The 25289-nt window shown below is 50.1% G+C and carries 22 protein-coding genes and 1 pseudogene; 15 read left to right on the top strand and 8 right to left on the bottom strand.

The window, feature by feature from the left end; genetic code table 11:
- The first annotated feature begins 53 nt into the window (after window positions 1–53).
- The 12 genes and pseudogenes from HBN68_RS16255 to HBN68_RS16205 all read left to right on the top strand — a co-directional run bounded on the left by HBN68_RS16255 (window position 54) and on the right by HBN68_RS16205 (window position 12840).
- Window positions 54–623: an acyltransferase gene (locus tag HBN68_RS16255; protein WP_169965292.1), complete on the top strand. Its 570-nt coding sequence runs from the start codon at window positions 54–56 to the stop codon at window positions 621–623.
- Window positions 610–1740 (top strand): dTDP-4-amino-4,6-dideoxygalactose transaminase, encoded by a 1131-nt coding sequence (rffA, locus tag HBN68_RS16250; protein ID WP_169965290.1) that lies wholly within the window; start codon window positions 610–612, stop codon window positions 1738–1740. The genes HBN68_RS16255 and rffA overlap by 14 nt, the downstream gene beginning before the upstream one ends.
- Before the next feature lie 22 nt (window positions 1741–1762).
- Window positions 1763–3037: an O-antigen translocase gene (locus HBN68_RS16245; RefSeq protein WP_169965288.1), complete on the top strand. Its 1275-nt coding sequence runs from the start codon at window positions 1763–1765 to the stop codon at window positions 3035–3037.
- Window positions 3038–3116: 79 nt separating this feature from the next.
- Window positions 3117–4379: a glycosyltransferase gene (locus tag HBN68_RS16240; protein ID WP_169965286.1), complete on the top strand. Its 1263-nt coding sequence runs from the start codon at window positions 3117–3119 to the stop codon at window positions 4377–4379.
- Window positions 4380–4428: 49 nt separating this feature from the next.
- On the top strand, window positions 4429–5478 hold the full coding sequence (locus tag HBN68_RS16235) for a hypothetical protein (RefSeq protein ID WP_169965284.1): 1050 nt from the start codon (window positions 4429–4431) through the stop codon (window positions 5476–5478).
- A 42-nt stretch (window positions 5479–5520) separates the two neighbouring features.
- On the top strand, window positions 5521–6495 hold the full coding sequence (locus HBN68_RS16230) for an NAD-dependent epimerase/dehydratase family protein (protein WP_169965282.1): 975 nt from the start codon (window positions 5521–5523) through the stop codon (window positions 6493–6495).
- Between the two features lie 16 nt (window positions 6496–6511).
- Complete coding sequence (locus HBN68_RS16225; RefSeq protein WP_169965280.1) at window positions 6512–7657, top strand: glycosyltransferase family 4 protein; 1146 nt, start codon at window positions 6512–6514, stop codon at window positions 7655–7657.
- A 184-nt stretch (window positions 7658–7841) separates the two neighbouring features.
- Window positions 7842–8426: pseudogene (locus tag HBN68_RS22290) on the top strand (sugar transferase); the annotation flags it as partial.
- A complete protein-coding gene (locus HBN68_RS22285) occupies window positions 8409–9059 on the top strand; it encodes an acetyltransferase (protein ID WP_262373560.1) in 651 nt (216 codons plus the stop codon). The pseudogene HBN68_RS22290 and the gene HBN68_RS22285, both read left to right, overlap by 18 nt.
- An 82-nt stretch (window positions 9060–9141) precedes the next feature.
- Window positions 9142–10320 (top strand): DegT/DnrJ/EryC1/StrS aminotransferase family protein, encoded by a 1179-nt coding sequence (locus tag HBN68_RS16215; protein WP_169965276.1) that lies wholly within the window; start codon window positions 9142–9144, stop codon window positions 10318–10320.
- Between the two features lie 81 nt (window positions 10321–10401).
- Window positions 10402–12399 carry a nucleoside-diphosphate sugar epimerase/dehydratase gene (locus HBN68_RS16210; protein ID WP_169965274.1) on the top strand — a complete coding sequence of 666 codons (1998 nt, stop codon included), beginning with the start codon at window positions 10402–10404 and terminating at the stop codon, window positions 12397–12399.
- A 108-nt stretch (window positions 12400–12507) separates the two neighbouring features.
- Window positions 12508–12840, top strand: coding sequence for a helix-hairpin-helix domain-containing protein (locus HBN68_RS16205; RefSeq protein WP_169965272.1), 333 nt, complete (start codon window positions 12508–12510; stop codon window positions 12838–12840).
- 58 nt (window positions 12841–12898) lie between these two features.
- On the opposite strand, the gene HBN68_RS16200 is transcribed toward HBN68_RS16205, so the two are convergent.
- Together HBN68_RS16200 and HBN68_RS16195 are read right to left on the bottom strand one after the other, a co-directional pair.
- Window positions 12899–13462, bottom strand: a complete 564-nt coding sequence (locus tag HBN68_RS16200) for a TetR/AcrR family transcriptional regulator (protein ID WP_169965270.1) — start codon at window positions 13460–13462, stop codon at window positions 12899–12901.
- Between the two features lie 133 nt (window positions 13463–13595).
- On the bottom strand, window positions 13596–13763 hold the full coding sequence (locus HBN68_RS16195; RefSeq protein ID WP_082149311.1) for a DUF2897 family protein: 168 nt from the start codon (window positions 13761–13763) through the stop codon (window positions 13596–13598).
- A gap of 230 nt (window positions 13764–13993) precedes the next feature.
- On the opposite strand from HBN68_RS16195, the gene pyrF reads away from it, so the two are divergent.
- Window positions 13994–14692 (top strand): orotidine-5'-phosphate decarboxylase, encoded by a 699-nt coding sequence (pyrF, locus tag HBN68_RS16190; RefSeq protein ID WP_169965366.1) that lies wholly within the window; start codon window positions 13994–13996, stop codon window positions 14690–14692.
- A gap of 83 nt (window positions 14693–14775) precedes the next feature.
- On the opposite strand, the gene HBN68_RS16185 is transcribed toward pyrF, so the two are convergent.
- Window positions 14776–15780, bottom strand: a complete 1005-nt coding sequence (locus HBN68_RS16185; protein ID WP_169965268.1) for an NADP-dependent oxidoreductase — start codon at window positions 15778–15780, stop codon at window positions 14776–14778.
- Window positions 15781–15970: 190 nt separating this feature from the next.
- On the opposite strand from HBN68_RS16185, the gene HBN68_RS16180 reads away from it, so the two are divergent.
- Window positions 15971–16732: an SDR family oxidoreductase gene (locus tag HBN68_RS16180; RefSeq protein WP_094994562.1), complete on the top strand. Its 762-nt coding sequence runs from the start codon at window positions 15971–15973 to the stop codon at window positions 16730–16732.
- Between the two features lie 54 nt (window positions 16733–16786).
- Here the strand turns inward: HBN68_RS16180 and HBN68_RS16175 are convergent, their stop codons facing one another.
- Window positions 16787–17977 (bottom strand): benzoate/H(+) symporter BenE family transporter, encoded by a 1191-nt coding sequence (locus tag HBN68_RS16175; RefSeq protein WP_094994561.1) that lies wholly within the window; start codon window positions 17975–17977, stop codon window positions 16787–16789.
- A 229-nt stretch (window positions 17978–18206) separates the two neighbouring features.
- On the opposite strand from HBN68_RS16175, the gene HBN68_RS16170 reads away from it, so the two are divergent.
- The gene (locus HBN68_RS16170) at window positions 18207–18974 is read left to right on the top strand and encodes a GntR family transcriptional regulator (protein ID WP_094994560.1); all 768 of its coding nucleotides are present in this window, start codon (window positions 18207–18209) and stop codon (window positions 18972–18974) included.
- A gap of 140 nt (window positions 18975–19114) precedes the next feature.
- On the opposite strand, the gene guaD is transcribed toward HBN68_RS16170, so the two are convergent.
- Genes guaD through xdhA form a run of 4 tightly spaced genes read right to left on the bottom strand, consistent with a single transcriptional unit; the run spans window position 19115 to window position 25073 of the window.
- Window positions 19115–20413 carry a guanine deaminase gene (gene guaD, locus HBN68_RS16165; protein ID WP_169965364.1) on the bottom strand — a complete coding sequence of 433 codons (1299 nt, stop codon included), beginning with the start codon at window positions 20411–20413 and terminating at the stop codon, window positions 19115–19117.
- Window positions 20414–20421: 8 nt separating this feature from the next.
- A complete protein-coding gene (gene xdhC, locus HBN68_RS16160) occupies window positions 20422–21264 on the bottom strand; it encodes a xanthine dehydrogenase accessory protein XdhC (protein ID WP_169965266.1) in 843 nt (280 codons plus the stop codon).
- On the bottom strand, window positions 21257–23626 hold the full coding sequence (gene xdhB / locus HBN68_RS16155) for a xanthine dehydrogenase molybdopterin binding subunit (protein WP_169965264.1): 2370 nt from the start codon (window positions 23624–23626) through the stop codon (window positions 21257–21259). Before xdhB ends, xdhC begins: the two co-directional genes overlap by 8 nt.
- Window positions 23619–25073 carry a xanthine dehydrogenase small subunit gene (gene xdhA, locus HBN68_RS16150; protein WP_169965262.1) on the bottom strand — a complete coding sequence of 485 codons (1455 nt, stop codon included), beginning with the start codon at window positions 25071–25073 and terminating at the stop codon, window positions 23619–23621. Before xdhA ends, xdhB begins: the two co-directional genes overlap by 8 nt.
- Window positions 25074–25289 lie beyond the last annotated feature (216 nt).

The raw sequence follows: 25289 nt of genomic DNA, 5'->3' as shown, positions 1-25289 counted from the left end.
AGGGTTGTTTGTGATTCTATTATAAGCTTAATATTGTAATTTGAGAGGTAGCTTTGGCATATTTAAAATCTGAAGAGCTTCGTGCTCTTGGTTATAAGAAAGTTGGTGAAAATGTCAGGGTTAGCGATAAGGCAGCTGTATATAATGTTTCGGATTTAGAGATAGGAGATCATTCTAGAATTGATGATTTCTGTGTTATATCTGGAAGCGTTAAAATTGGAAGAAATGTACATATTGCTCCATTCTGTTTGGTTGCAGGAGGAGAGCTAGGAGTAGTATTTGATGATTATTCTGGGCTTGCATATGGTGTGAAGGTTTTCACTCAGTCTGATGATTACAGTGGTGCTACACTAACCAATCCAACTATTCCTTCGTGTTACAAGAATGAGAAGAAGTCGCCTATACATATTGGCAGGCATGTAATAATTGGTGCCTCATCAATGGTTTTCCCTGGCGTTAAAATTGCGGACGGTTGTTCTGTCGGCGCTATGACTTTGGTGAACAAAAGTACAGAGGAGTGGGGTATTTACTTAGGGAATCCTGCTCGAAGAATTAAAGAAAGAAAAAAAAATCTGCTGAATTTAGAGAGTGAATATATTAGGAGATGTGATGATACCGTTTAATAAGCCACTTTATATCGGCGTAGAAGATCAGTTTGTTATGGCGTCTATGCGAAGTTCTAAAATTTCTGGTGATGGTGAATACAGCAAAAAGTGTCAAGAGTGGTTTCAAGTAAAGTTGGGCTGCGTAAAAGCTTTACTTACACCTTCGTGTACGCATGCATTAGAAATGGCTGCTATTTTAATTAACATCCAACCCGGCGATGAAGTCATAATGCCGAGTTATACCTTCGTAAGTACGGCTAACGCTTTCGTACTTCGTGGCGCAAAAATCGTATTTGTTGATATTAGGCCTGATACGATGAATATTAATGAGGAATTAATTGAGGTAGCGATAACAAATAAAACTAAAGCAATTGTTCCAGTTCATTATGCCGGTGTAGCTTGTGACATGGATGTAATTATGGAGGTGGCGAACAAGTACGGTCTATACGTGATTGAAGATGCCGCACAAGCTATGATGTCAACCTACAATGGGAAAAAATTAGGGAGTATTGGGCATTTTGGTGCTTATAGTTTTCACGAAACGAAGAACTACACTAGCGGAGGTGAAGGGGGGCTACTTATTATAAATGACAGGGAGTTTGCTGAGCGTGCAGAAGTAATTCGGGAAAAGGGGACTAATAGAAGTCAATTTTTTCGAGGTATGGTCGATAAGTATAGTTGGGTAGACTTAGGTAGTAGTTATTTGCCATGTGATTTGCAAGCGGCTTATTTGTGGGGACAATTGAATATGGCCGACGATGTTAATGAAGCGCGAGTACAGATATGGAATAAGTATAAAGGGTTATTACAACCTTTAGCTGACGAGGGGTATGTTGAGTTGCCATTTATACCTAAAGAATGTAGGCAAAATGCTCATATGTTCTACTTTAAAGTTAAAGACTTAGCTGAAAGGATGTGCTTGATTGAGTATCTTGTTAGTAATGGCGTGCAGGCAGTATTCCATTACATACCCTTGCACTCGTCGACGGCAGGCAATATATTTTCAAGGTTTCATGGGCAGGATATCAGCACCACTATTGAAAGCGAACGAGTAGTAAGACTTCCTATTTGGTATGGTATAACCCCCGCGGAAATTGAAAAAATTGCATCCGTTGTAACAGGATTCTACAAGTAATTTTTTAGTTTGGGTGGTTAATTTGTCTGGTGTAAGTAATTTAATATTGACTTCATCTGCGCATTTGATCAGGTTGGCTTCAGGGCTTTTGCTTATAAAGTTAATCGCAGTTTACTTAGGACCAGATGGTCTGGGGAAGCTTGGTCAATTTTTGAGCTTTGCGACAATACTAACTTTGATTGCAGGGGGGGGGATTACTAATGGTGTAATAAAGTATGTAGCGGAGTATAAAAACGAATCGGAAAAGCTAGTCGGTTTTTTGCAAGCAGCTATTTCATACACTATTTTTTGTTCTATAATTGTTTTTGCTTTATGTGTTGTATTTTCTAAAGCGTTATCTTCATTTATATTTTTAACACCTCAATATTATTGGGTTTTTGTCATTATAGGCTTGGCTCAAATCGGTTATGCATTTGTCAATTTTACAGTTGGGTTTGTATGCGGTTTAAGACAAACTAGGAATTACGCATTCGTCCAAGTTATAGGTGGGGTGATCTCTTTACCGATCATCTTTCTTTTTGTCTATTTTGGAGGTGTGTGGGGCGGGGCACTAGCCATAATTTCAGCTACATTTATGAATGTTATCCCTGCATTTTTTATATACAGAAAAACAAGTACCTTAACTCAACTAAAAGTTCATATTGGGGATTTCTCAAAATTCGGTGGCTTACCGAAGTACTCATTGATGCTTATTTGTAGTGCTATAGCTTTTCCGATCGTTGAAATGATTATTCGACAGTGGCTTATCGAGCACTCTAGTTTTCATGAGGCAGGAGTATGGCAGGGCGCAAGTAAACTATCAGCGGCTTATTTAGGTTTTTTTAGTGTTTTTTTAGCTTACGTATTTGTTCCTCAAATATCTGAAATCAACTCTAGGAATCAGATTTCTAAGACGGTACTAAAATATATGGTGGCAGTTGCAAGTATTTTCTTAATCGGTGCAGCTGTTCTATATTGGTGGAGATATTATTTTATAGGTTTATTTTTTTCTGAAGAGTTTTCTGAGCTCGGTAAGTTTTTAATATACCAACTCGTAGGGGATTTTTTTAAAATATGTTCTTACGTGATTGGTTTTGTGGGTGTTGCCAAAGCGACGACTAAGCTTTATATAGCTGCCGAGTTTATACAAGCTATTCTCTTTATATGTTTTGTATACTTCTCAGATTCATCTACAAGTGCATTGGGTGCTGTTATGCAGGGATATGCAATAGCTTATGCGATATATTTTGTTATTTGCTGTGTCTCGTTGTATGTATATGTCTCTTCTAATGAGTGCCTGCGAAAGGCTCTAGGTTGATTAAATGTTCCTCTTTTAATTTTGTCTCTAGCATATAATGCACCCTTGATAATCTATAATCTATGCATAAGGAAAAATCATGAAAAAAGTACTGTTTATACAATCATCTTTAGGCTTGGGTGGCATAGAAACATTTTTTGTGAGGTTAGTTAAGAAGTTAAATACAAAAGGGATTAGACCACAATTCATTTTTCTGTATGAAAGTAAAATTAACTCCGGGCTTTTAAGTGAGCTCGAACCTCATGCTGATGTTTACTATTGGCGTCAGCTTACAAAGCTTCCGCGGGTAGTAGCTAGTGAAAAGCTTCGCTTATTACTTCCGTTGGATAGTAATAAAGTTAAAGAATTATTTAGTCATTGTGAGGCTGTACATGTTTCAAACGCACTTACTTATCTATGTGCGAAGCGGCTAGCCTCTTGTCTCGATAACAATCTTAAATCAGTATTTGGAATATACCACGCGAATGAATTGGCATGGGGTAATGATACTTTGCCAATATATGAATCATATTTCAGGAAAGATTTATTTTCGTCACCTCCCATGTTTTTATTCTTTAATGATGCTTCGTCACTGATCACATCGTTGAAAAATAATAATCCTAAATATACTTCGATGATGTTTCCGCTTGGTGTGGAAATTCCTCAAAATCCAGAATTTAAAGATTTTAATAGCCCTGGCAGTATTCGAATCGTATCCATCGGTCGCTTGGTCGAGTTTAAAACATATAATATTTATATGCTAGATGTGGCTTATCAACTTAAAAAAGATGGAGTTAACTTCAGTTATAGTATTTTCGGGTCGGGTCCCTTAATGGACCAAATGAAATCGAAAATAATTGAGTTGGAGCTTTCGGATTCTGTTTTTTTAGAAGGTGATTTAGAATATGCGGATTTGGATATCAAATTAAAAGGTTATGATATATTTATTGGTACGGGAACAGCTGTGCTTCATGCGGCTGCTAATGGCCTTGCTTGCATAACAGCAATCGAGAATGAGAAAGGTCCAAACTCTTATGGTTTTTTTGCTGACCTGCCTGGTTATGACTATCATGAGCAAGGTATGAATTTTCCTAAGCTTTCTTTTTATGATATGTTAGTTAGTTATAATAGCTTAGATAATGAAGGGAAGGTTGAGTTGTCAGAACGTCACCGTAAAAAAAGCCATTATTTCAACATGGACGCATGTGCTCATAGTTTTGCACTGTCTTTTGAGTCTGCTCCATATATCAATAAAAAGAATAGCGTGTTTTATAAGTTTATGGCTCTTTTTGTTGTATGTGAATTATTGGCATCTATAGGGATTGGTCATAAGTATAGTAAAAAATATGAGCACGTGCTTTGACGGGGGGCGTAAATGCTATTTCGTCACTTATGTTTGATGAGTATGGTTTATGAAAGTATTACTTGCTCTCTATGTAATCATAGTTATAAAATTTTTATTGTTTTTCTCGATTCTTTCTCAGCCAATGATTTTGTTTTCCGGTGGTAGTGATGCAGATTTTTATGATTCTTATGCAAAAGGTGTAGATTCATTAACTTCTAGTATTTGGCCTGATTTACTGAGATGCCTAAATGAAATTGGATTGTATTCACGTTTCAGTACAAGTATCTTCTTGATGATCATTGGTGTTATTATTATTCCATTGCTATCTGGTCGCTTAGCATGTGTAAAGACGTACCCTACTAAAAATAGAATAATGCTCACCTTGGCACTTATTTTGAGTGCGTACCCTACTTTGTATTATTATTCAATTGATATATATCGTGATGTATTTATGTTGTTTTTGTATTTGCTGGGTGTTTTGTTGTTGCGCTATATGATCAACTCGAAATCAAAGCTAAGAAAATTTTTGTTAGTGATTGCTGTTTTTATATGTTCTTACTGGATGTATTTATTTAGAGGTTACCTAGGTTTTTCATTTATATGTTCATTCTGTGTTTTTCTTTTCTTTGATTTTAGAAGGATCTTATTAATTCCTTCAGTATTATTTTTGCTATGTTTGCTGAATATTATTTATTTTTTTGGTTTTTTTGATTCTTTAATGTCCTATAGAGAGTTGTTTGATAGTGTTGAAGGTGGATCTAGTTTAGGGATACGTTTTGATTCTGTAGCTATGTTTATTCCAGATTTTATTCTAAGTTTAATCTATCAATTGTTTGGTCTGCACTTTCCCAACTTAATGGCTGTATTTGTATTTTTATTTGAGTCTGTCCCGTTTTTAGTTGCACTGATTTATTTGGTGATCAATCGTAAATATGCTGATCCGTTAGTTAACTTTATGATTGTTTTTACTACCCTCTATTCTGTAATTTGGCTATTGGGTAATGACAATTTAGGGACTGCTATGAGGTTGCGAATGTATACATACATAAGTATCATGATTTGCGCATTTATAGTTTTCCAGTATAAGAAGCAGTCGTATCATATCAAGCCTGTTTGAAGGTTTCGTTCTTATCGGAATAATATTTTTTGGAGTGGGATAGTGAATATTGCTATTACTGGAAGTAGCGGTTTTATTGGAAGTGTATTGACGAATTATCTAATTGAAAGTGGCGAAACAGTAACGAGATTGCCCCGTCAAAATATAAACGCTCGTTCGAATATTAGAACTGTAACAGGTGATTTAGTTAATGATGTGTCTGGGCTTGCAGATTTCGTCAAAAATGCTTCTGTAATTTATCACTGTGCGGGCGAGGTAAAAAGAGATGATCTAATGTATGACTTGCATGTCAGCGGTACGAGAAATCTACTTAGAGTAGTGCATGATGAAATAGTAAGAACTGGTAAACCTATTCATTGGGTACAGTTAAGTAGTACAGGAGCTTATGGGGTTCAGAGAAATAATTTGAGATCTACAGTGGCTATTGATGAAACTTTTAGTCCTAAACCAGAAAATATATATGAAATTACAAAAACTATTTCTGATGAGCTTGTAGTTAATCTAGCGCAAATTCAACCACTTTTTACTTATACTATTGTTCGTCCCTCAATTGTGATTGGTGATGGTATGCCTAATTCATCATTTTATCAAATGACCGAAATTGTACGTAAGAAGTTATTTTTTTATATTGGCTCTAAAAACTTTACAGCGACCTATGTCCATGTTGAGGATGTGGTTCGTTTGCTTGTTCTTTGTTCAAAGAGTACTCGCGCTATCGGGCAGACGTTTATTATTTCTAATGATTGTCTTATGTCGGATTTGATTAGCAGCATTGCTAAGGCTCATGGCGTGTCAAGACCTAAACTTGTTGTCCCTGAATTTTTGGTTAGGGGCATAGTCAAAATTTTGCCTTCCTTTATACCTTTCCCGCTAACTTCTCAACGAGTAGATGCATTAACAAGGCGTGCTGGATATAACTCAGTGCATTTGCAACGTACTTTAGATTTTCAATTTGAACACCCAATACCGGATATAGTTGAAAGAATGATTTTCAAAAATGTGAAGAGTATTTCTTAAATCACGGTAATTTAATATGTCTAATCTTCAAAAGATTTGTATTGTTGCAACGGTTCCAGTCGCACTGAGAGCATTCATGTTGGAGCATGTGCTTGAGTTATCAAAAAAATTTAGTATTACATTAATGGCCAATGGTAATGCTGAGGATTTAGGGTTTAATCTTAATGAAAATATCACCTTTACGCCATTGCCAATCCAAAGAAAGGTTTCTCTTTTTAATGATTTGATAGCATTGTCGAAATTATACCTTTTTTTTCGTGAGCAGAAGTTTGATTGTGTTCTGTCGTTAATGCCGAAATCTGGTTTGTTAGGTATGTTATCTAGTCGTATGGCTAAAGTACCTGTGCGGATTCATATTTTTACCGGACAAGTTTGGTTTACTAAAAAAGGTATTGTCAGATTTTTTTTAAAAAATTTAGACCGCTTGCTTTCTATGTGTTCTACAAATTTATTGGCCGATAGTCCTTCTCAAAAAGATTTCTTACTTTCTGAAAAGGTTGTGAATGAGCAGAAAATAAGCGTTCTAGGTAAGGGTTCTATAAGTGGAGTAGACGTTGAACGGTTTAAGCCAGATGCGAAGTCAAGATCTGAGATCCGACGGCAGTTGGCTATACCTAAAACGGATGTAGTTTTTTTATTCATGGCTCGTCTCACTCATGTAAAAGGAATCATTGAGCTGGGAGCTGCGTTTGAACGAATATCTAGTCACATACCTAATGGGCATTTGATTGTTGTGGGTCCAGATGAGGAAAATCTTGATCCAAAACTTCGTAACTTAATGAAAAGTTATGAAGGTAAATTTCATCGCGTAGGCTACACTCAAAATCCGGAAGCATATATGGCTGCAAGTGATGTATTTTGCATACCAAGTCATCGTGAAGGATTCAGTCTTGCTACTATACAAGCGGCAGGAGTAGGGCTACCAGCCATAGCATCGAGAATATATGGATTGACTGATGCAGTTGAAAAAGATGTCACTGGAATTTTTCATGAAGTAGGTTCAGTGCCGGAGTTAAGCCAATCCATTATTCGACTCTATAATGATGTCGCTCTTCGCGATAGATTATCAAAGGCTGCAACATCACGTGCGCACAGAGACTTTTCTCAATCTTATATTGTGCGGGAAATGGTTAACTATTTGAGTAGTAAAATTATAAGATGATTTACATGATGCTGCATACTTATACTTAGAATGTCTTCCGGTATTGTTTCTATATTGTTGTCATTTGCCCATTTTTTTAATTTCTCGCTTTGATGACTCGTTATTTCTTACCCTTAAAATCGTTCTTGCATTTTTAAATGTATGGGCCCCTAATTATCTTGACTATCTGAAGGTTGTCTAGTTAATGTTGAAGCGTCTCTTTGATATAATAGTATCTTTTTCCATTTTAATTATCTTTTCGCCTATTTTGCTTTTGATTGCATGGATGATATTTAAGAAGTTGGGTTCTCCAATTTTTTTTCACCAGATACGTCCAGGCTATAATGCTAAACCGTTTCGAATGATAAAGTTTCGGTCTATGAAAGACTCTAAAGATAATGAGGGGAATTTTTTACCGGATTCTGAGCGTATGACTAAATTTGGCTCATTTTTGCGATCTAGCAGTATCGATGAGCTGCCAGGTCTATGGAACGTTCTAAAAGGCGATATGAGTCTTGTCGGCCCAAGACCCTTGCTTATGGAGTACTTACCTCTTTATGATGATATTCAAAATCGTCGTCATGAAGTCAGGCCTGGTATTACCGGCTGGGCACAAGTAAATGGTCGCAACGCCCTGAGCTGGGAGGAAAAATTTAATTATGATGTCTGGTACATAGATAATCATACGCTTTGGTTGGATTTTAGAATTATTGCGCTCACTGTTAAGAAAGTTATTGTGCGTGAAGGTATTAGTGCAGATGGTGAAGTTACAATGCCAAAATTTCAGGGGCGGGAAATTAAGAAGCTAGCAATTTTAGGAGGTGGGGGCCACGCGCGAGTTGTGTCAGATACTGCAGAATGTTTAGGTTGGGAGTCGATTGAATTTTTCGATGATATGTGGCCAAATATACAGAATATTGGTAAGTGGCCGGTCAGCGGTGACACCAATTCTTTGCTAAAAAATATACATGAATTTCACGGTGTCGTAGTAGCAATTGGAGACAACGATGTTCGGCTATCTAAAATCAACGAATTGAATGTAGCTGGTGCAGCCTTCACTTCGCTAATACATCCAGCAGCTACAGTTAGTGCAAATGCGCGTATCGGGCATGGGGTCGTGGCTTTTGCAGGTGCAGTAGTAAATACAGGCGCTGTAATAGGAGACGGAACTATTCTTAATACGGGTTGCAGCGTTGATCACGATTGTTTTCTGGGTGAGTGCGTTCATATCAGCCCTGGAGCCAGATTAGCTGGTGCGGTAAATATAGGATGCTGTACTTGGATTGGAATAGGCGCATGTGTCAAGCAAGCTATTAGCATCGGCTCACGGGTTAAAGTCGGTGCAGGTGCAGCAGTTGTTAATCATGTGGTTTCGGGCATAACGGTTGTGGGGGTTCCTGCAAAACCCTTATTTTTTGATTGATCTATAGTCGATCATTGTTACGTACATTTGAATTTGATCTGCTTCGCAGGTTAATACTTTAGCTAATCATGGATGCATAAGCGTGCTAAATACCAAATTTTCCCCATGGCCCTCCTTCACTGAAGCAGAGGCCAACGCCGTCCGCGATGTGATCCTGTCCAACAAGGTCAACTATTGGACAGGTCAAGAAACGCGTTCTTTTGAAAAAGAGTTTGCGGCCTGGGCGGGCACAGAGTACGCCGTGGCGCTTGCTAACGGCACAGTCGCTTTGGATTTGGCATTGAAAGCTCTGCAGGTTGGAGCGGGTGATGAGGTGATCGTTACCTCCCGTACATTCTTGGCCTCTGTGTCCAGTATCGTTAATGCGGGAGCGGTCCCTGTATTCGCAGATGTTGATCTGGGTTCACAAAATATTACGTTGGAAAGTATTCAGCGAGTATTGACAGCCCGTACCCGAGCCATTATTTGCGTACATTTGGCTGGCTGGCCGTGTGATATGGATCCGATTATGGAGCTTGCTGATGCCCATGATTTAAAGGTTATTGAGGACTGCGCACAAGCACACGGTGCACTGTATAAAGGTAGGCCTGTAGGCTCTATTGGCCATATAGGCGCATGGTCGTTCTGTCAGGACAAGATCATGACCACTGGTGGTGAAGGTGGCATGGTGACTACCAATGATCATCAATTGTGGGCCGATATGTGGGCCTACAAGGACCATGGCAAGAGCTGGGACGCTGTATATGAGCGTGAGCATGCTCCTGGGTTTCGCTGGTTGCATGAGACTTTCGGTACGAACTGGCGCATGCTTGAAGTACAAGCTGTAATCGGCCGTATTCAGTTGGGCAGAATGGTGGCATGGCAAGCAGCGCGATTAAAAAATGCGCAAGCAATTTGGAGTACAGCTTCCTCGCTATCTGCTTTGCGCGTACCTGAAGTTCCTGCAGAGATTCAACATGCAGCCTATAAGTGTTATGTCTTTGTGCGCCCTGAGCGTTTGAAAGATGGATGGTCCCGAGATCGGATTCTGAACGAAATCTCAGTGCGTGGTGTGCCTGTTTTCTCGGGATCCTGTTCCGAGGTCTACCTTGAGAAAGCGTTCGACAATACGGGCTGGCGGCCAGTGGAGCGCCTACCGCATGCAAAAGAACTGGGTGAGACCAGTTTGATGTTTTTAGTTCACCCAACCCTGACACAGCAAGAAATTCTATTGACTTGCAAAACGCTGACTGATGTTATTCAGGAAGTTTCGCTGCTTTAGCTTGACCATGACGTGTGTTTGAAGTGAGCAGAGTTGACTTCTGCAGCTATTTTTGGAGCGGCAAAGGTGTACAAAGGGGTTATGGGTAAGATACGGAGCTATTTACTGAGTTTGTCACGGCGCGAAAAGCGAGTACTACAGGTCATCACTGACGTAGTTCTTGTCTGGATTGCCCTGTGGCTGGCATTTGTCGTGCGTTTGGGTATGGACGAAATGATTAACCCTGTGAAGATTCACACCTGGTTATTCATTTGCGCCCCTTTGATTGCCATCCCTTTATTCATCCGCTTCGGCATGTACCGTGCGGTCATGCGTTACTTCGGTAACGACGCACTCATCGCCATTATTAAAGCTGTCAGTCTTTCTTCTCTTATATTGGCGGTTGTCGTGTATTGGTACAGCAATCACGACAACGTTGTCCCGCGCTCGATCATTTTCAACTACTGGTGGTTGAGTCTGATCATGCTCGGTGGCCTGCGCTTGGGCATGCGTCAGTATTTCCTTGGTGACTGGTTTGCCGCCGCTCAGCATGTGCCGTTTACCAGCCGTGATGACGGCCTGCCGCGTGTTGCCATTTATGGCGCCGGTGCTGCCGGTAATCAGTTGGTGGCGGCCCTGCGCATGGGGCGGGTCATGCGGCCTGTGGCGTTCATCGATGATGACGAGAGCATTGCCGATCGGGTGATTTCAGGGTTGCAGGTGTTTAAGCCCGACAATATTCAGCAAATGATTGATCGCACTGGCGCACAAGAGTTGCTGTTGGCGATTCCGTCTTCTTCCCGGGGACGACGCCGCGAGATTCTCGGCTTGCTTGAAGGGTTCCCGCTGCACGTACGCAGTGTTCCCGGCTTCATGGATTTGGCCAGTGGCCGGGTGAAGGTTGACGATATTCAGGAAGTGGATATCGCTGACTTGCTTGGCAGGGACGCAGTACCAGCCCAAGGCGAACTGCTTGAGCATTGCATCAAGGGTCAGAGCGTTCTGGTTACGGGTGCGGGCGGTTCCATCGGTTCCGAGCTCTGCCGTCAGATTCTGGCTTTGCGTCCGACCACGTTGCTGTTGTTCGAACACAGTGAGTTCAACCTTTACAGCATCTTGTCGGAGCTTGAGCAGCGGGTTAATCGAGAGTCGCTTTCGGTCAGGGTGTTGCCGATTCTGGGGTCTGTGCGCAACCAGCCGAAGTTGCTGGATGTGATGCGGACCTGGAGTGTGGATACGGTTTATCACGCGGCTGCGTATAAGCATGTGCCGATGGTTGAGCACAATATCGCTGAAGGTGTGCTCAACAATGTCATCGGAACGTTAAACACGGCTCAGGCAGCGTTGCAGGCTGGCGTCGCTAACTTTGTGTTGATCTCGACCGATAAAGCCGTACGGCCAACCAATGTGATGGGCAGCACCAAGCGTCTGGCGGAAATGACCTTGCAAGCGTTAAGCCGGGAAGTGGCTCCTGTGTTGTTCGGGGACAAGGCCAATGTCTCTCACGTCAATAAAACCCGCTTCACGATGGTGCGCTTCGGCAATGTACTGGGTTCTTCGGGGTCTGTAATTCCGTTGTTTCACAAGCAGATCAAAGCTGGCGGCCCGTTGACCGTGACACACCCGAAAATCACCCGTTACTTCATGACCATTCCCGAAGCCGCGCAGTTGGTCATTCAGGCAGGGTCCATGGGGCAGGGCGGTGATGTGTTTGTGCTGGATATGGGCGAGCCGGTACGCATCGTTGAACTGGCCGAGAAAATGATTCATTTGTCGGGCCTTAGCATCCGTTCCGATAAAAACCTGCATGGCGATATCGAGATTGAATTCACCGGCCTGCGCCCCGGTGAAAAGCTTTACGAGGAGTTGCTGATTGGTGACAACGTGGTCGCGACTCAGCACCCGATGATCATGAGTGCTAACGAAGACATGTTGTCGTGGGAAGAGTTGAAGAAACGTTTGTCCAGTTTGCTGGACGCAGTCGATAACGACGACTACACCCGTGTTCGTCAGTTGTTGCGCGATACCGTCAGCGGCTATGCGCCAGAGGGTGAAATCGTTGACTGGATCTACCAGCAGCGTCGCTCGGAACCCTCCTAGGACATACTCTGCAATTGACACATTTTTGACACTCACAAGCCATCGTCTAGGTTTTGGATACAGCTCAGGAAAGCTGTTTCCATTTAACGGTGTATTGGAGTGTCAATTATGCGTATCACCCTTGTTCCCTCGTTTGTCATGGCTGTGTTGTTGGGCTTTTCGGGGTTGAGTGTTGCCAGCACTGCACCGACATCGCCTGCTCCGGTGGTGTCTGAAACCACCATCTCCCCTGAAGCCCAAGTTGTAACAATCAACTTGAACACGGCTGACGAAGCGACCCTGCAGCGCGAGTTGTCGGGTGTAGGCGCTGCTAAAGCCAGGGCGATCGTGGCTTACCGTGAGGCGAATGGGGATTTCACGTCAGCGGATGAGCTGATGGAAGTCAAAGGGATTGGTAAGGCGATATATGAGAAGAATCGGGACAAAGTCGCGGTTAACTAAGCGATAACGTTGTATGACAAAAGGCCAGTCACTGACTGGCCTTTTTGTATTCAGCAATTCAAGCCGTGATGGCTGACCCCTTCAGCGCTGCGCGTGTAACGTCCAGAATTCTCTTTTTCAAGGCTTGGTTTTCCGCACCGCGGGACAACACAAGGGCTCCCACTAACGCGGCAAATAACACAATGCTGCGATCTTCTGTATCCGGACCTTCAAGTTCAGCCTGGATTTGAGTCAGGCGAGCGTTGATGACGCTATCGGTAACGGGGCTGGGGTTGCCGTTTTGCGCCATCTCCACGGACATGGTCGGTAAAGGGCAGCCTTCATGGGGCGAGGCGAGGTGCCATTCGGACAGATAAGTGTCGATAAAGGTTGGCAGCGCATCTGGACTGTCGAACAGTTCGGCACAATGTACTTCTACTTGGTTCGCCGCGTGCTGCAGCGCTTTTTCGACCAGTTCATCCTTGGAGGCGAAGTGGGCATAGAAGCCGCCATGGGTAAGTCCCAACGCTTTCATAAGAGGCTGCAACCCCGTCGCACCTATACCGTCGCGTCGGAAACGTATGGACGCTTCCTCAATGATGCGCTGATGGGTTTGGGCCTTATGGTGTTGGGAATACCTCATGACGGCTGTCTCTTGATTTCAAACAGCCATCATATGCCTGCGACCCTGCGCAACGCAGTGGGGCTTTTATGCAAAGGCGTGTAGGCATTTGGCTATGTGCAAGCAAGGCTCTTCGCTTCAGACCATCGAAAAGTTAATTGTCTTTCGATTCCTTGGCGTCCATCTCGGCGTTGCGTTCCGCCACGCGTTTGCGTTGCTCGTCCGTCAGCTCAACCTTATTGGCGGTGTCGCGCAGGGTCATGAGGCCACCAACAATGGCACCAATCGCAACGATCAGAATTAACCAGGCATACCACGGCATAAGATTCTCCTTGAATGGTCGTTCGACCGGGCTCACAGTGCCCGGCGAGTGGTGTTATGTAGCTGTGAGTGCACGCAGGCGTCAGTGGTTCAATTGTAGGCCGCTTATCCGGGGGCGGGCTTTTAATGTTTCGTGCTGACTAAAATGCTGAAATTGTGATCATCGGGTGCCGGTATGCGGTTGGTTCCGCTACAATGCGCGCCGATTTCGACCAGCCTGAGAACCCGCTAATGTCCGATTGCCAGACTCCTATTATCGTCGCCCTGGATTTCCCTACGCGTGACGCCGCATTGAAACTGGCTGATCAGTTGGACCCCACGCTGTGCCGCGTGAAGGTGGGTAAAGAGTTGTTCACCAGTTGTGCCTCGGAGATCGTCGTAACCCTGCGTGACAAAGGTTTTGACGTGTTCCTGGACCTGAAATTTCATGACATCCCGAACACCACGGCAATGGCCGTTAAAGCTGCGGCCGAAATGGGGGTGTGGATGGTCAACGTTCATTGCTCGGGCGGCATGCGGATGATGGCTGCCTGCCGTGAGGTGCTGGACAAGCGCTCCGGGCCGCAACCCTTGCTGATTGGTGTCACCGTGCTGACCAGCATGGAGCGTGAGGACCTTGCAGGTATCGGCCTGGATATCGAACCACAAGAGCAAGTGCTGCGTCTGGCGGCCCTGGCGCAAAAAGCCGGGATGGACGGTCTGGTATGTTCAGCGCTGGAAGCTCAGGCGTTGAAAGCCGCGCACCCTTCGTTGCAGTTGGTGACGCCGGGGATTCGTCCTGCAGGCAGTGCGCTGGATGACCAGCGTCGCATCCTGACACCGCGTCAAGCCTTGGAAGCCGGGTCGGATTACCTGGTAATCGGGCGCCCTATCAGCCAGGCAACTGATCCTGCCAAGGCGTTGGCCGCTGTGGTTGCAGAATTGGCGTAATCGCTGACCCGCGTGGCAGGTGTCGATACATTCGCAAAGGACGTATCGACACCTCGGCGGCTCAAGTCTGTCGACGCGCGCGTTTAGACCTTCAGCAGCAACTTGCCGAAGTTTGCGCTGTTGAACAGTTTCATCAGGGTCTCCGGGAACGTCTCCAGCCCTTCGACAATGTCCTCTTTGCTTTTCACTTGGCCCTTGGCCAGCCATCCCGCCATTTCTTGCGCGGCCGCTGCATAGCGATCGGCGTAGTCCATCACCACAAAACCTTCCATGCGTGCGCGATTAACCAGCAATGACAGGTAATTGGCCGGGCCTTTTGCAGCCTCTTTGTTGTTGTACTGGCTGATGGCTCCGCAAATCACCACCCGTGCCTTGACGTTCAGGCGACTGAGCACGGCATCGAGTATGTCGCCGCCCACGTTGTCGAAATACACATCCACACCGTTAGGGCATTCGCGTTTAAGGCCAGCGATCACGTCTTCGTTTTTGTAATCAATGGCACCGTCAAAGCCCAGCTCATCGATCAGGTAGGCGCATTTCTCTTTCCCCCCTGCAATCCCGACCACGCGGCAGCCTTTGAGCTTGGCGATTTGCCCGGCAATGCTACCCACTGCACCTGCCGCGCCCGAGATGACCACGGTGTCGCCCGCTTTGGGCGCACCCACTTCCAGCAGGGCGAAATAGGCGGTCATGCCGGTCATGCCCAGTGCGGACAAATACACCGGCAGGGGGACACGTGTTGGATCGACTTTGTAGAAGCCGCGAGGTGCCCCGAGGAAATAATCCTGCACGCCAAGTGCGCCATTCACGTAGTCGCCCACGTTGAAGTCGGGATGCCTGGAGGCGATCACTTTACCCACGCCCAACGCTCGCATGACCTCGCCCAAGGCCACCGGTGGAATATAGGACTTGCCTTCATTCATCCAGCCACGCATGGCCGGGTCGAGGGACAGGTATTCATTTTTAACCAGAACCTGCCCCTCGGCGGGCTGGCCCACGGGCACTTGCTGATAGGTAAAGGTGTCACGGGTGGCTGCACCGACTGGGCGTTTTGCGAGCAAAAACTGGCGGTTGGTCAAATCGGTCATGGTGCGATCTCTTTAAAAGACAAAGGGTGTTGATAGACGTTATGCGCGCGGACATCAAGTGAATGCGTGTTCACGAATGGAGTTTTATCAGTCGTGATGATGGTGCTGGGCAGGGTTTTATCACTGGGATAAATAAACAGATGACTGTCTAGACTGACGATGCAGCGAACTACTGACGAGGATAAAAACAATGAGCATGACGTTTGCGGGGCGCGTGGCGATCGTAACCGGAGCCGGGGCAGGCATCGGGCGCGCCACGGCCTTGGCCTTTGCCGCGCAAGGGCTGACTGTCGTGGTGTCTGACGTGCATGTGGCGGGCGGGCAAGCCACAGTCCAGCAGATTCTGACGGCTGGGGGCGCAGCTGTTTTTGTGCGTTGCGACGTTACGCAGGAAGCAGATGTCCAGCAACTGATGGAGCACACGATCAGTGCTTTCGGGCGTCTGGATTATGCCTTCAATAATGCCGGGATCGAGATTGAGCATGGGCGCCTGGCCGATGGCACGCTGGACGAGTTCGACGCCATCATGGCGGTCAATGTTAAAGGCGTCTGGCTGTGCATGAAATATCAGTTGCCACTGATGGTGGCGCAGGGTGGTGGTGCCATCGTCAATGCCGCTTCAGTGGCCGGTTTGGGGGCGGCGCCGAAGATGAGTATTTATGCGGCCTCAAAGCACGCGGTCATCGGGCTGACGAAATCGGCGGCGATTGAGTATGCGAAGAAAAAAGTCCGCGTGAATGCGGTGTGTCCGGCGGTGATTGATACCGATATGTTTCGGCGTGCCTATGAAACCGACCCGCGCAAGGCCGACTATGCGGCAGCGGTGCACCCGGTCGGGCGGATCGGCACTGTCGAAGAGGTGGCCAGTGCCGTGTTGTATCTGTGCTCTGACGGCGCAGCGTTCACCACGGGGCATGCCCTTGCAGTTGATGGCGGGGCAATGGCGATCTGAATGCTCACAGGGCCTGTAGCCGCAACAGTGCGGCTACAGGGTTGCAGACGTTGGTTACTTCGCCTTCCAGCTCAGAATTATCAAGGTCAGCACGCCCGCCACAATGCCCCAAAAAGCCGAGCCCACCGAGAACAGCGTCATCCCCGACGCGGTGACCATGAAGGTGACCAGCGCGGCTTCGCGTTCCTTGGGCTCATTCATGGCAATGGTCAGGCCGTTCATGATTGAGCCGAACAGCGCCAACGCGGCAATCGACAGCACCAGCTCCTTCGGAAAGGCCGCGAACAGTCCGGCCAGCGTTGCGCCGAAAATCCCCGCGATCCCGTAGAAGATCCCGCACCAGACGGCAGCGGTGTAACGCTTGTTCGGATCTTCGTGGGCGTGCGGGCCGGTGCAAATGGCGGCGCTGATGGCAGCCAGGTTAATGCCGTGGGAGCCAAACGGTGCCAGTAGCAGTGATGCCACCCCGGTGGTGGTGATCAACGGTGAAGCGGGCACGGTGTAGCCGTCTGCACGCAACACCGCGACCCCCGGCATGTTTTGCGAGGTCATGGCCACTACAAACAGGGGGATGCCGATGCTGATGGTGGCCGCGAGGGAAAAGGAGGGGCTGGTCCATTCGGGCACCGCCACCTCAAGGGCAAAACCGTTGAAGTCCAGCAACCCCATCAGCCCTGAAATCAGTGTCCCGATCAATAACGCGCCCAGTACCGCATACCGTGGGGACACCCGCTTGACGATCAGGTAGGTAAGAAACATGCCCAGTACCAGCCCGGTTTGGTGCTGGGCAGCGACGAAGAGTTCACTGCAAATCTTGAACAGGATCCCGGCCAGCAGGGCTGAGGCCAGTGATGCCGGGATGCGTTTGACCAGTCGCTCGAAGCTGCCGGTCACGCCGCAAATGATCACCAGCACTGCGCACGTGATGTACCCGCCAATCGCCTCGGGGTAGCTGACCCCCCCCAGGCTGGTAATCAGCAAGGCAGCGCCGGGGGTTGACCAGGCAATCGTGATCGGGGACCGGTAGCGCAACGAAAGGCCAATACTGCAAATCGCCATGCCGATCGACAGGGCCCAGATCCATGAGGAAATTTGCCCATTGGTCAGCCCCGCAGCCTGACCCGCCTGAAACATCAGGACCAGTGTGCTGGTGTAGCCGGTCATCATCGCGATGAAACCAGCCACCACGGCTGAAGGGGAACTGTCTGCCAAGGGGTGCAAGCGCGTGTGGGTGGCGTCAGTCATCAAACGGTATTCCTTGTTCTTTAAAAAGGGTGGAGCAGGGCGCCAGCCTAAACGCAAAGGTTACACTTCATTGCAATACAGCCGCGGCTGCAAACAGCCGTACAGTCGTACTGGCAATCTGGGTTGTGTACAATGCGCGCTGTTTTTTAGTATTAATTCATTACCAGCGACGCTCGTTTACGGACTAACGTAAACCCTCATACGCCGCCGCTATCCCACACGAGACCTCATGAACGAACAGTTGCAGCCCCTCAAGAAATCCACCCGCACTGGCAAGGCCGGTCGCAGCGGCACTCAGGACGATATTGTCTACGCGCATATTTTTGAGGCCATCCTCGAACAGCGATTGGCGCCGGGGACCAAGCTGAGTGAAGAAGCGCTGGGTGAAATTTTTGGGGTGAGCCGCACCATCATTCGCCGTGCACTGTCGCGTTTGGCCCATGAAGGCGTGGTGTTGTTGCGCCCTAACCGAGGTGCCGTCGTGGCCAGCCCCAGCATTGACGAAGCGCGGCAGGTGTTTTTTGCCCGGCGTCTGGTCGAGAAAGCCATCACTGAACTGGCCGTGGAGCACGCCTCAGCCGACGACCTCGCTGACTTGCGCAAGATGGTCCAGGACGAACGCGACAGTTTCTCGCGCGGGGACCGCGGGGCGGGGATTCGGCTGTCGGGCGAGTTTCACCTCAAGCTGGCCGAAGCGGCAAAGAATGCACCGTTGATCAGCTTTCAACGCAGCCTGGTGTCCCAGACCTCGCTGATCATTGCGCAGTATGAGAGCGGCAACCGTTCCCATTGCTCCTATGACGAGCACATGCAACTGATCGACGCGATTGAGGCGCGTAATGGCGAGCTGGCCGTGAGCCTGATGATGCACCACATGGATCACATCGACAGCAAGCTCAACCTCGACGAAGAAAGCGCCTCCGACGATTTGCACGCTGTGTTCTCACATTTGCTGCAAACCAAAGGCAAACCGACACGCCCCTCGGCCAAGTTGTAACGGGAGGCGTACAGTCGCTGTCCAGGCGCAAGGTTGCAGTACGGCCAGAGCGTCCGTAAACCCTGGGCCCTCGATATGCCTGAAACACCCATGAGTTGCAACGTCGCCCTGCGCGTCAGTGACGACGCAGGGCGAGTCTGTCAGCGTTGGTGCACCTTGTTGCCCGCTGCGAAGGTCTGCAGCACGGTGCGGTCGTCGCCCAGTGTCATCAGCACGAACAGGGTTTCAGCGATGCTCTTCGATTGCTTCAGGCGATAGCTGAGCAAGGGTGTTGCGTTGTAGTCCAGCACGACAAAATCCGCGTCAGTGCCCGGCTGCAGGGTGCCAATGCGATCTTCCAGGCGCAGTGCCCGTGCGCCACCCAATGTAGCCAGATACAACGACTTGAACGGGTTCAGGCGCAGCCCTTGCAGTTGCATGACTTTGTAGGCTTCGTTCAGGGTATTGAGCAGCGAAAAACTGGTGCCGGCGCCTACATCCGTGCCCAGCCCTACGTTGAGGTTGTGCTTCTCAGCCATGGGCAGGTTAAACAGGCCGCTGCCGAGGAACAGGTTTGACGTCGGGCAAAAGGCCACGGCCGAACCGGTTTCCGCCAACCGTGCACACTCGTCATCACACAGGTGCACGCCATGGGCAAATACCGAGCGTTCGCCCAGCAGTTGGTAATGGTCATACACATCCAGATAGCCTTTGCGTTCAGGGAACAGGGATTTCACCCACTCAATTTCCTGAAGGTTCTCGCTGATATGCGTGTGCAAGTACAGGTCCGGGTATTCGCCCAACAGCTTGCCAGCCAGCGTGAGTTGTTCCGGTGTGCTGGTGGGCGCGAAGCGCGGGGTGACGGCGTAATGCAAACGCCCCTTGCCATGCCAGCGCTCAATCAGTGCCTTGCTCTCGCTGTAGCCGGTTTCTGCGGTGTCTGTCAGATAGTCCGGCGCATTGCGGTCCATCATCACTTTGCCCGCGATTAGACGCAGGTCCAGACGCTGTGCAGCTTCGAACAGGGCGTCGACGGATTGCGGGTGCACGCTGCCAAATACCAGCGCTGTCGTCGTGCCGTTGCGCAGCAACTCCTTGAGGAACACCTGCGCGACTTCTTGCGCATGGTCTTTGTCGGCAAACTGGCTCTCACACGGGAAGGTGTAGGTGTTCAGCCAGTCAAGGAGCTGTTCGCCGTAGGAGCCAATCATGCCGGTCTGCGGGAAATGGATGTGTGTATCAATGAAGCCCGGCGTGATCAGCGCGTCGCTGTAAGTGGTCACATCGACGTCAGACGCTAAGGACGGCAACAGGTCGCAGGCGTTGCCTACGGCTTTGATCTGACCGTTTTCAACGACCAGCAAGCCATCTTCGAAGTATTCATAAGAGGCATCGATCCCGACCTGCGCCGGGTCGGCGATGCTGTGCAGGAGGGCGGCGCGGTAGGCTTTACAAGTCATCATGTTTCTCAGTTCGTGGCCTGGCTGCGTCGCGAGGACGGCAGCAGTCGTTTAATGGGTTCAACGCTTGCACCCGGTTGACCGAAGTGGGCGTTGTAGGTGGCGATAATTTCGCCGGCGATGGAGATGGCGATTTCAATTGGCAGTTTGCCTTTGACTTCGCTCAACCCCATGGGGCAGCGCATGCGCTGCAAATGGGGGGCGCTGATGCCTCGGTCGCGCAGTCGATGCTCGAACTTCAGGCGTTTGGTGCGAGAACCAATCAAGCCGAAGTAGACAAAGTCGTTGCGCATGAGTAAGGCTGCACTGAGTTCCAGATCCAGTGCGTGATTATGCGTCATGACGATGCAGTAGCAACCCGCGGGTAGCGCTTTGATTTCATCCACGGGCTCATCGGTCACGATTGTTTGCACACCTGCCGGAATCAGCGCCGGAAATTCCTGTTCGCGTTCATCGATCCAGCGAATGCGGCAGGGCAGGCTGGCGAGCAGCGGCACCAGCGCCCGGGCGACATGACCGGCGCCAAATACCGCGATCTGCGCGTGCACCTGGCCCATCGGCTCAAACAACAGAACGGCGACGCCGCCGCAACATTGCCCGAGGCTGGCGCCGAGGCTGAAGCGTTGTAGGTCGGGCGCCTGCTTGCCGTTGGCCAGCATGTCGCGGGCGATCTGCATGGCTTTGTATTCCAGATGGCCCCCGCCGATGGTGTCAAAGGCTTGCGCGGCGCTGATGACCATTTTCGACCCGGCATTACGCGGCGTTGAGCCCTGTTCTTCAATGATCGTAACCAACACGCAGGGTTCACCCTGGCGTTGCAGGTCGGCAAGGGCGCTGATCCAGTTATGCATGGCGTTCACCGTGCTGGCGCATTTGCTCGCAGCCCCACAGTACGCGTTCGGGGGTCGCGGGTGCGTCGATAGCGGGTTGCACGCGGTAGTCTGCCAAGCTCGCCACGGCATCTTTGATCGCGCACCACGCGGCGATGCCGAGCATAAACGGCGGCTCGCCCACGGCCTTGGAATGGAACACGGTGTCTTCCGGGTTTTTGCGGTTTTCGACCAGCTTTACCCGCAGGTCCAGCGGCATGTCGGCGACCGCGGGAATTTTGTAGCTGGCGGGGCCGCTGGTCATCAACTTGCCTTTGGCGTTCCACACCAGCTCTTCCATGGTCAGCCAGCCAGCGCCTTGCAGGTAGCCGCCTTCAACCTGACCGATGTCGATGGCGGGGTTAAGGGAGGCACCGACGTCATGCAGGATGTCGGTGCGCAACATTTTGTATTCGCCGGTCAGGGTGTCGACGATCACTTCGGCGCAGGCTGCGCCAAAGGCGTAGTAGTAAAACGGTCGGCCCCGGGCCTGGCTACGGTCGTAGTAGATTTTCGGGGTTTTGTAGTAGCCCGTGCTCGACAGAGACACCTGCCCGAAATACGCCTGCTGGATCAAGGTGTCGAAACTCAGCAGCAGGTCGCCTGCGCGCACCTGGCCGTTGTGGAACTGCACCGCCTGTTCACTGACCGCATATTTTTCAGCCGCAAAGGCAATCAGCCGTTGCTTGATGGTTTCGGCCGCATTTTGCGCAGCCTTGCCATTGAGGTCTGCTCCGCTGGATGCCGCCGTGGGCGAGGTGTTAGGCACTTTGTCGGTGTTGGTGGCAGTGATCTGTACGCGGCTGATGTCCACCTGGAAGACTTCGGCCACCACTTGCGCGACCTTGGTGTTCAGCCCCTGACCCATCTCGGTGCCACCATGGTTCAGGTGAATGCTGCCGTCGGTGTAAATGTGGATCAGCGCGCCTGCCTGATTGAGAAAGCTGGCAGTAAAGGAAATCCCGAACTTGACCGGTGTCAGTGCCAGGCCTTTTTTCAGGATCGGGCTGTTGGCATTGAACACCCTGATTGCCTCGCGCCGCTCGGCGTATTGGCTGCTGGCTTCAAGGTCGGCGGTCATTTCTTCCAGCAGGTTGTGCTCCACGGTCTGGTAATAGTGGGTCACGTTGCGCTCGGTCTTGCCGTAGTAGTTGGCTTTGCGCACGGCCAGCGGGTCGAGCCCCAGATGGCGGGCGATGTGGTCCATGACCTGCTCGATGGCCACCATCCCTTGCGGGCCGCCGAACCCCCGGTACGCGGTATTGGAGGCGGTGTTGGTTTTGCAACGATGGCCATGGGTGGTGGCATCGCCCAGGTAGTAGGCGTTGTCGGCGTGAAACATGGCGCGGTCGACAATCGAGGCAGATAAATCGGGTGAATAACCGCAGTTGCCCGCCAGGTCCAGTTGAATGCCTTGCAACCGGCCGCTGGCGTCGAAACCTACATCGTATTCCACGTAAAAGGGGTGGCGCTTGCCGGTCATGTGCATGTCTTCAGCCCGTGGCAGGCGCATTTTGGCCGGCTGCCCGGTGAGGCGCGCGACCACGGCGCACAGGCAGGCAGGGCTGGCGGCCTGCGTTTCCTTTCCACCAAAGCCGCCGCCCATGCGGCGCATGTCGACCATGATGTTATTCATTGGAACATCGAGTACGAGTGCCACCAGTTTCTGGATTTCGCTGGGGTTTTGGGTTGAGCAGTACACGATCATGCCGCCGTCTTCAGTGGGCATGACCGAGGAGATCTGGGTTTCCAGATAGAAGTGTTCCTGTCCCCCGATATGCAGCGTGCCTTTAAGCCGGTGTTTGGCGTGGGCCAGCGCCATGGCCGAGTCGCCGCGCTGATGGGTGTGGCTGGCGAGGACAAAGTGTTGGCTGCGCAAGGCTTGCACCACATCGAGTACCGGTTCCAGGTCCTCGTATTCGATGATGGCGGCCATCGCGGCGTTGCGCGCGGTCTCCAGGTCGCGGGCAGCGACAGCCAGCACGGGCTGGCCAACAAACTCCACAGTGTCGATGGCCAGCAATGGGTCGCCGGGCAGCAGCGGGCCGATATCTTTCAGGCCGGGGATGTCTTCATGGGTGATGACCAGTCGCACGCCTTCAAATGCGTAGCAGGGCGCGGTGTCGATGCTGATGATCCTGGCGTGCGCCCGATCAGACAGGCGCGCGTAAAGATGCAGCTGGTTGGGAAACTCCAGTCGGTCGTCAATGTATTGCGCTTCCCCGGACACATGCTTTTCGGCGCTGTCATGTTTGACGCTGCGGCCTACCCCGGTTTTCAGGTCCTGCGCGAAAAGGGCGGTCAGTTCGGCCTGGGACAGCTCGACGGTGCGATGGTTAGACATACGCTGTCACCCGCGTTTCGAGGGTTGGGGTTTGCAGTTCGAGGAAGTACTTGCGCAGCAGGTTTTGCGCGGTCAGCAAGCGGTATTCCTTGCTGGCGCGAAAGTCCGACAGCGGCGTGAAGTCCTCGGCCAGTGCCCGGCAGGCGCGCTCGACGCTGGCGTTGTCAAAGCGGTTGCCAATCAGCGCGGTTTCGCAGGCGCGGGCGCGCTTTGGTGTAGCCGCCATGCCGCCGAAAGCGATCCGCGCGCCGGTGACTGTTCCGTTGTCGAGGGTCAGGTTAAAGGCTGCGCACACGGCACTGATGTCGTCGTCCAGCCGTTTCGACACTTTGTATGCGCGAAAGGTGTGGTCGGCGGTGGCGCGAGGAACAATGATTTTCTCGATGAATTCGCCCTCTTGCCGGGCGGTCACGCGGTAATCAATAAAGTAGTCCTCAAGTGGCAGGCTTCGGCAGGTGCCGCCCTTGCGCAGCACGAGGCTGGCCCCCAAAGCAATTAACAGGGGCGGTGTGTCGCCAATCGGGGAGGCGTTGCCAATGTTGCCGCCCAGCGTGCCTTGATTGCGGATTTGCAATGAGGCAAAGCGCTGTAGCAGCTCGCCGAAATCCGGGTATTGCGTGGTGAGCAGGGAGGAGGCGTCGGTGAGGGTGACGGCTGCACCGATCTCGATGCGGTCCTCAATGATTTCAATGCGCTTCATGTCGGCCACGTGGCCCACGTAGATCATCACCGGCAGCGGGCGATGGAATTGCGTGACCTCCAGCGCCAGGTCCGTGCCGCCGGCCAGCAGCCGTGCTTGCGGGCAGGCTTCATACAAGTCGGCCAGGTCGCTGAGGGTGAGTGGCAGCAAGCAGCGTTTATCGCCGCTATTAAGCTCGGCGGTCTGCTGGGGGGCGATGGCGTTGAGGGCGGCCAGGGTCGCCTGCTCGCGTGCATCAAATTGGTCACCGCTCTGCACCGAGCAGGCGCGTTCGGCGGCGGCCAGAATCGGCCGATAGCCGGTGCAGCGGCACAGATTACCGGCCAGCGCTTCATGGGCCTGATAGGCGTCGGGTTGGGTGCTGTTCTTTTGCAGCGCAAACAGGGACATCACAATTCCGGGGGTGCAGAACCCGCACTGCGAGCCATGGCACTCGACCATGGCGCTTTGCACGCTGTGCAATTGGCCTTGATGCTTGAGGTCTTCCACGCAGATCAATTGCTTGCCGTGCAGCGCCGACACGAAGGTCAGGCATGCGTTGAGACTGCGATAACGCACGCGTTGCTGGCCCTGCGGGTCGGTGTGGATTTCGCCCACGACCACCGTGCAGGCGCCACAGTCGCCACTGGCGCAGCCTTCCTTGGTTCCGGGTTTATGCAAATGCTCGCGCAGGTAATTGAGCACGGTCAGGTTCGGGTCCAGCGCGTGCTCGGTACGCAGCGTCTGGTTGAGTAGGAACTGGATCACGGAAGGCCTCGCAAAATCATTATTGTTATCGAGCGGGATGGGCTGAATTTAGTCATAACTGACTCACGGGTCAAGAAAATGAGCGAAGGCCTGCAAAATGTTGTTCTGCGACGGCGATTACCCATTTATTTGCGGGTTTCGTGCCAAATTCAGCGCAGTGGGCACTCCGCTTGAGCCCGACAAGTGCGTTACACTTCGCCGCCTGCACTGATCAAA

The organism is Pseudomonas sp. WS 5078, assembly GCF_012985745.1.
Classification (GTDB): Bacteria; Pseudomonadota; Gammaproteobacteria; order Pseudomonadales; family Pseudomonadaceae; genus Aquipseudomonas; species Aquipseudomonas lundensis_A.
The sequence above is the reverse complement of the archived record's forward strand: the minus strand, read 5'-3'. Positions and strand labels throughout refer to the sequence as shown.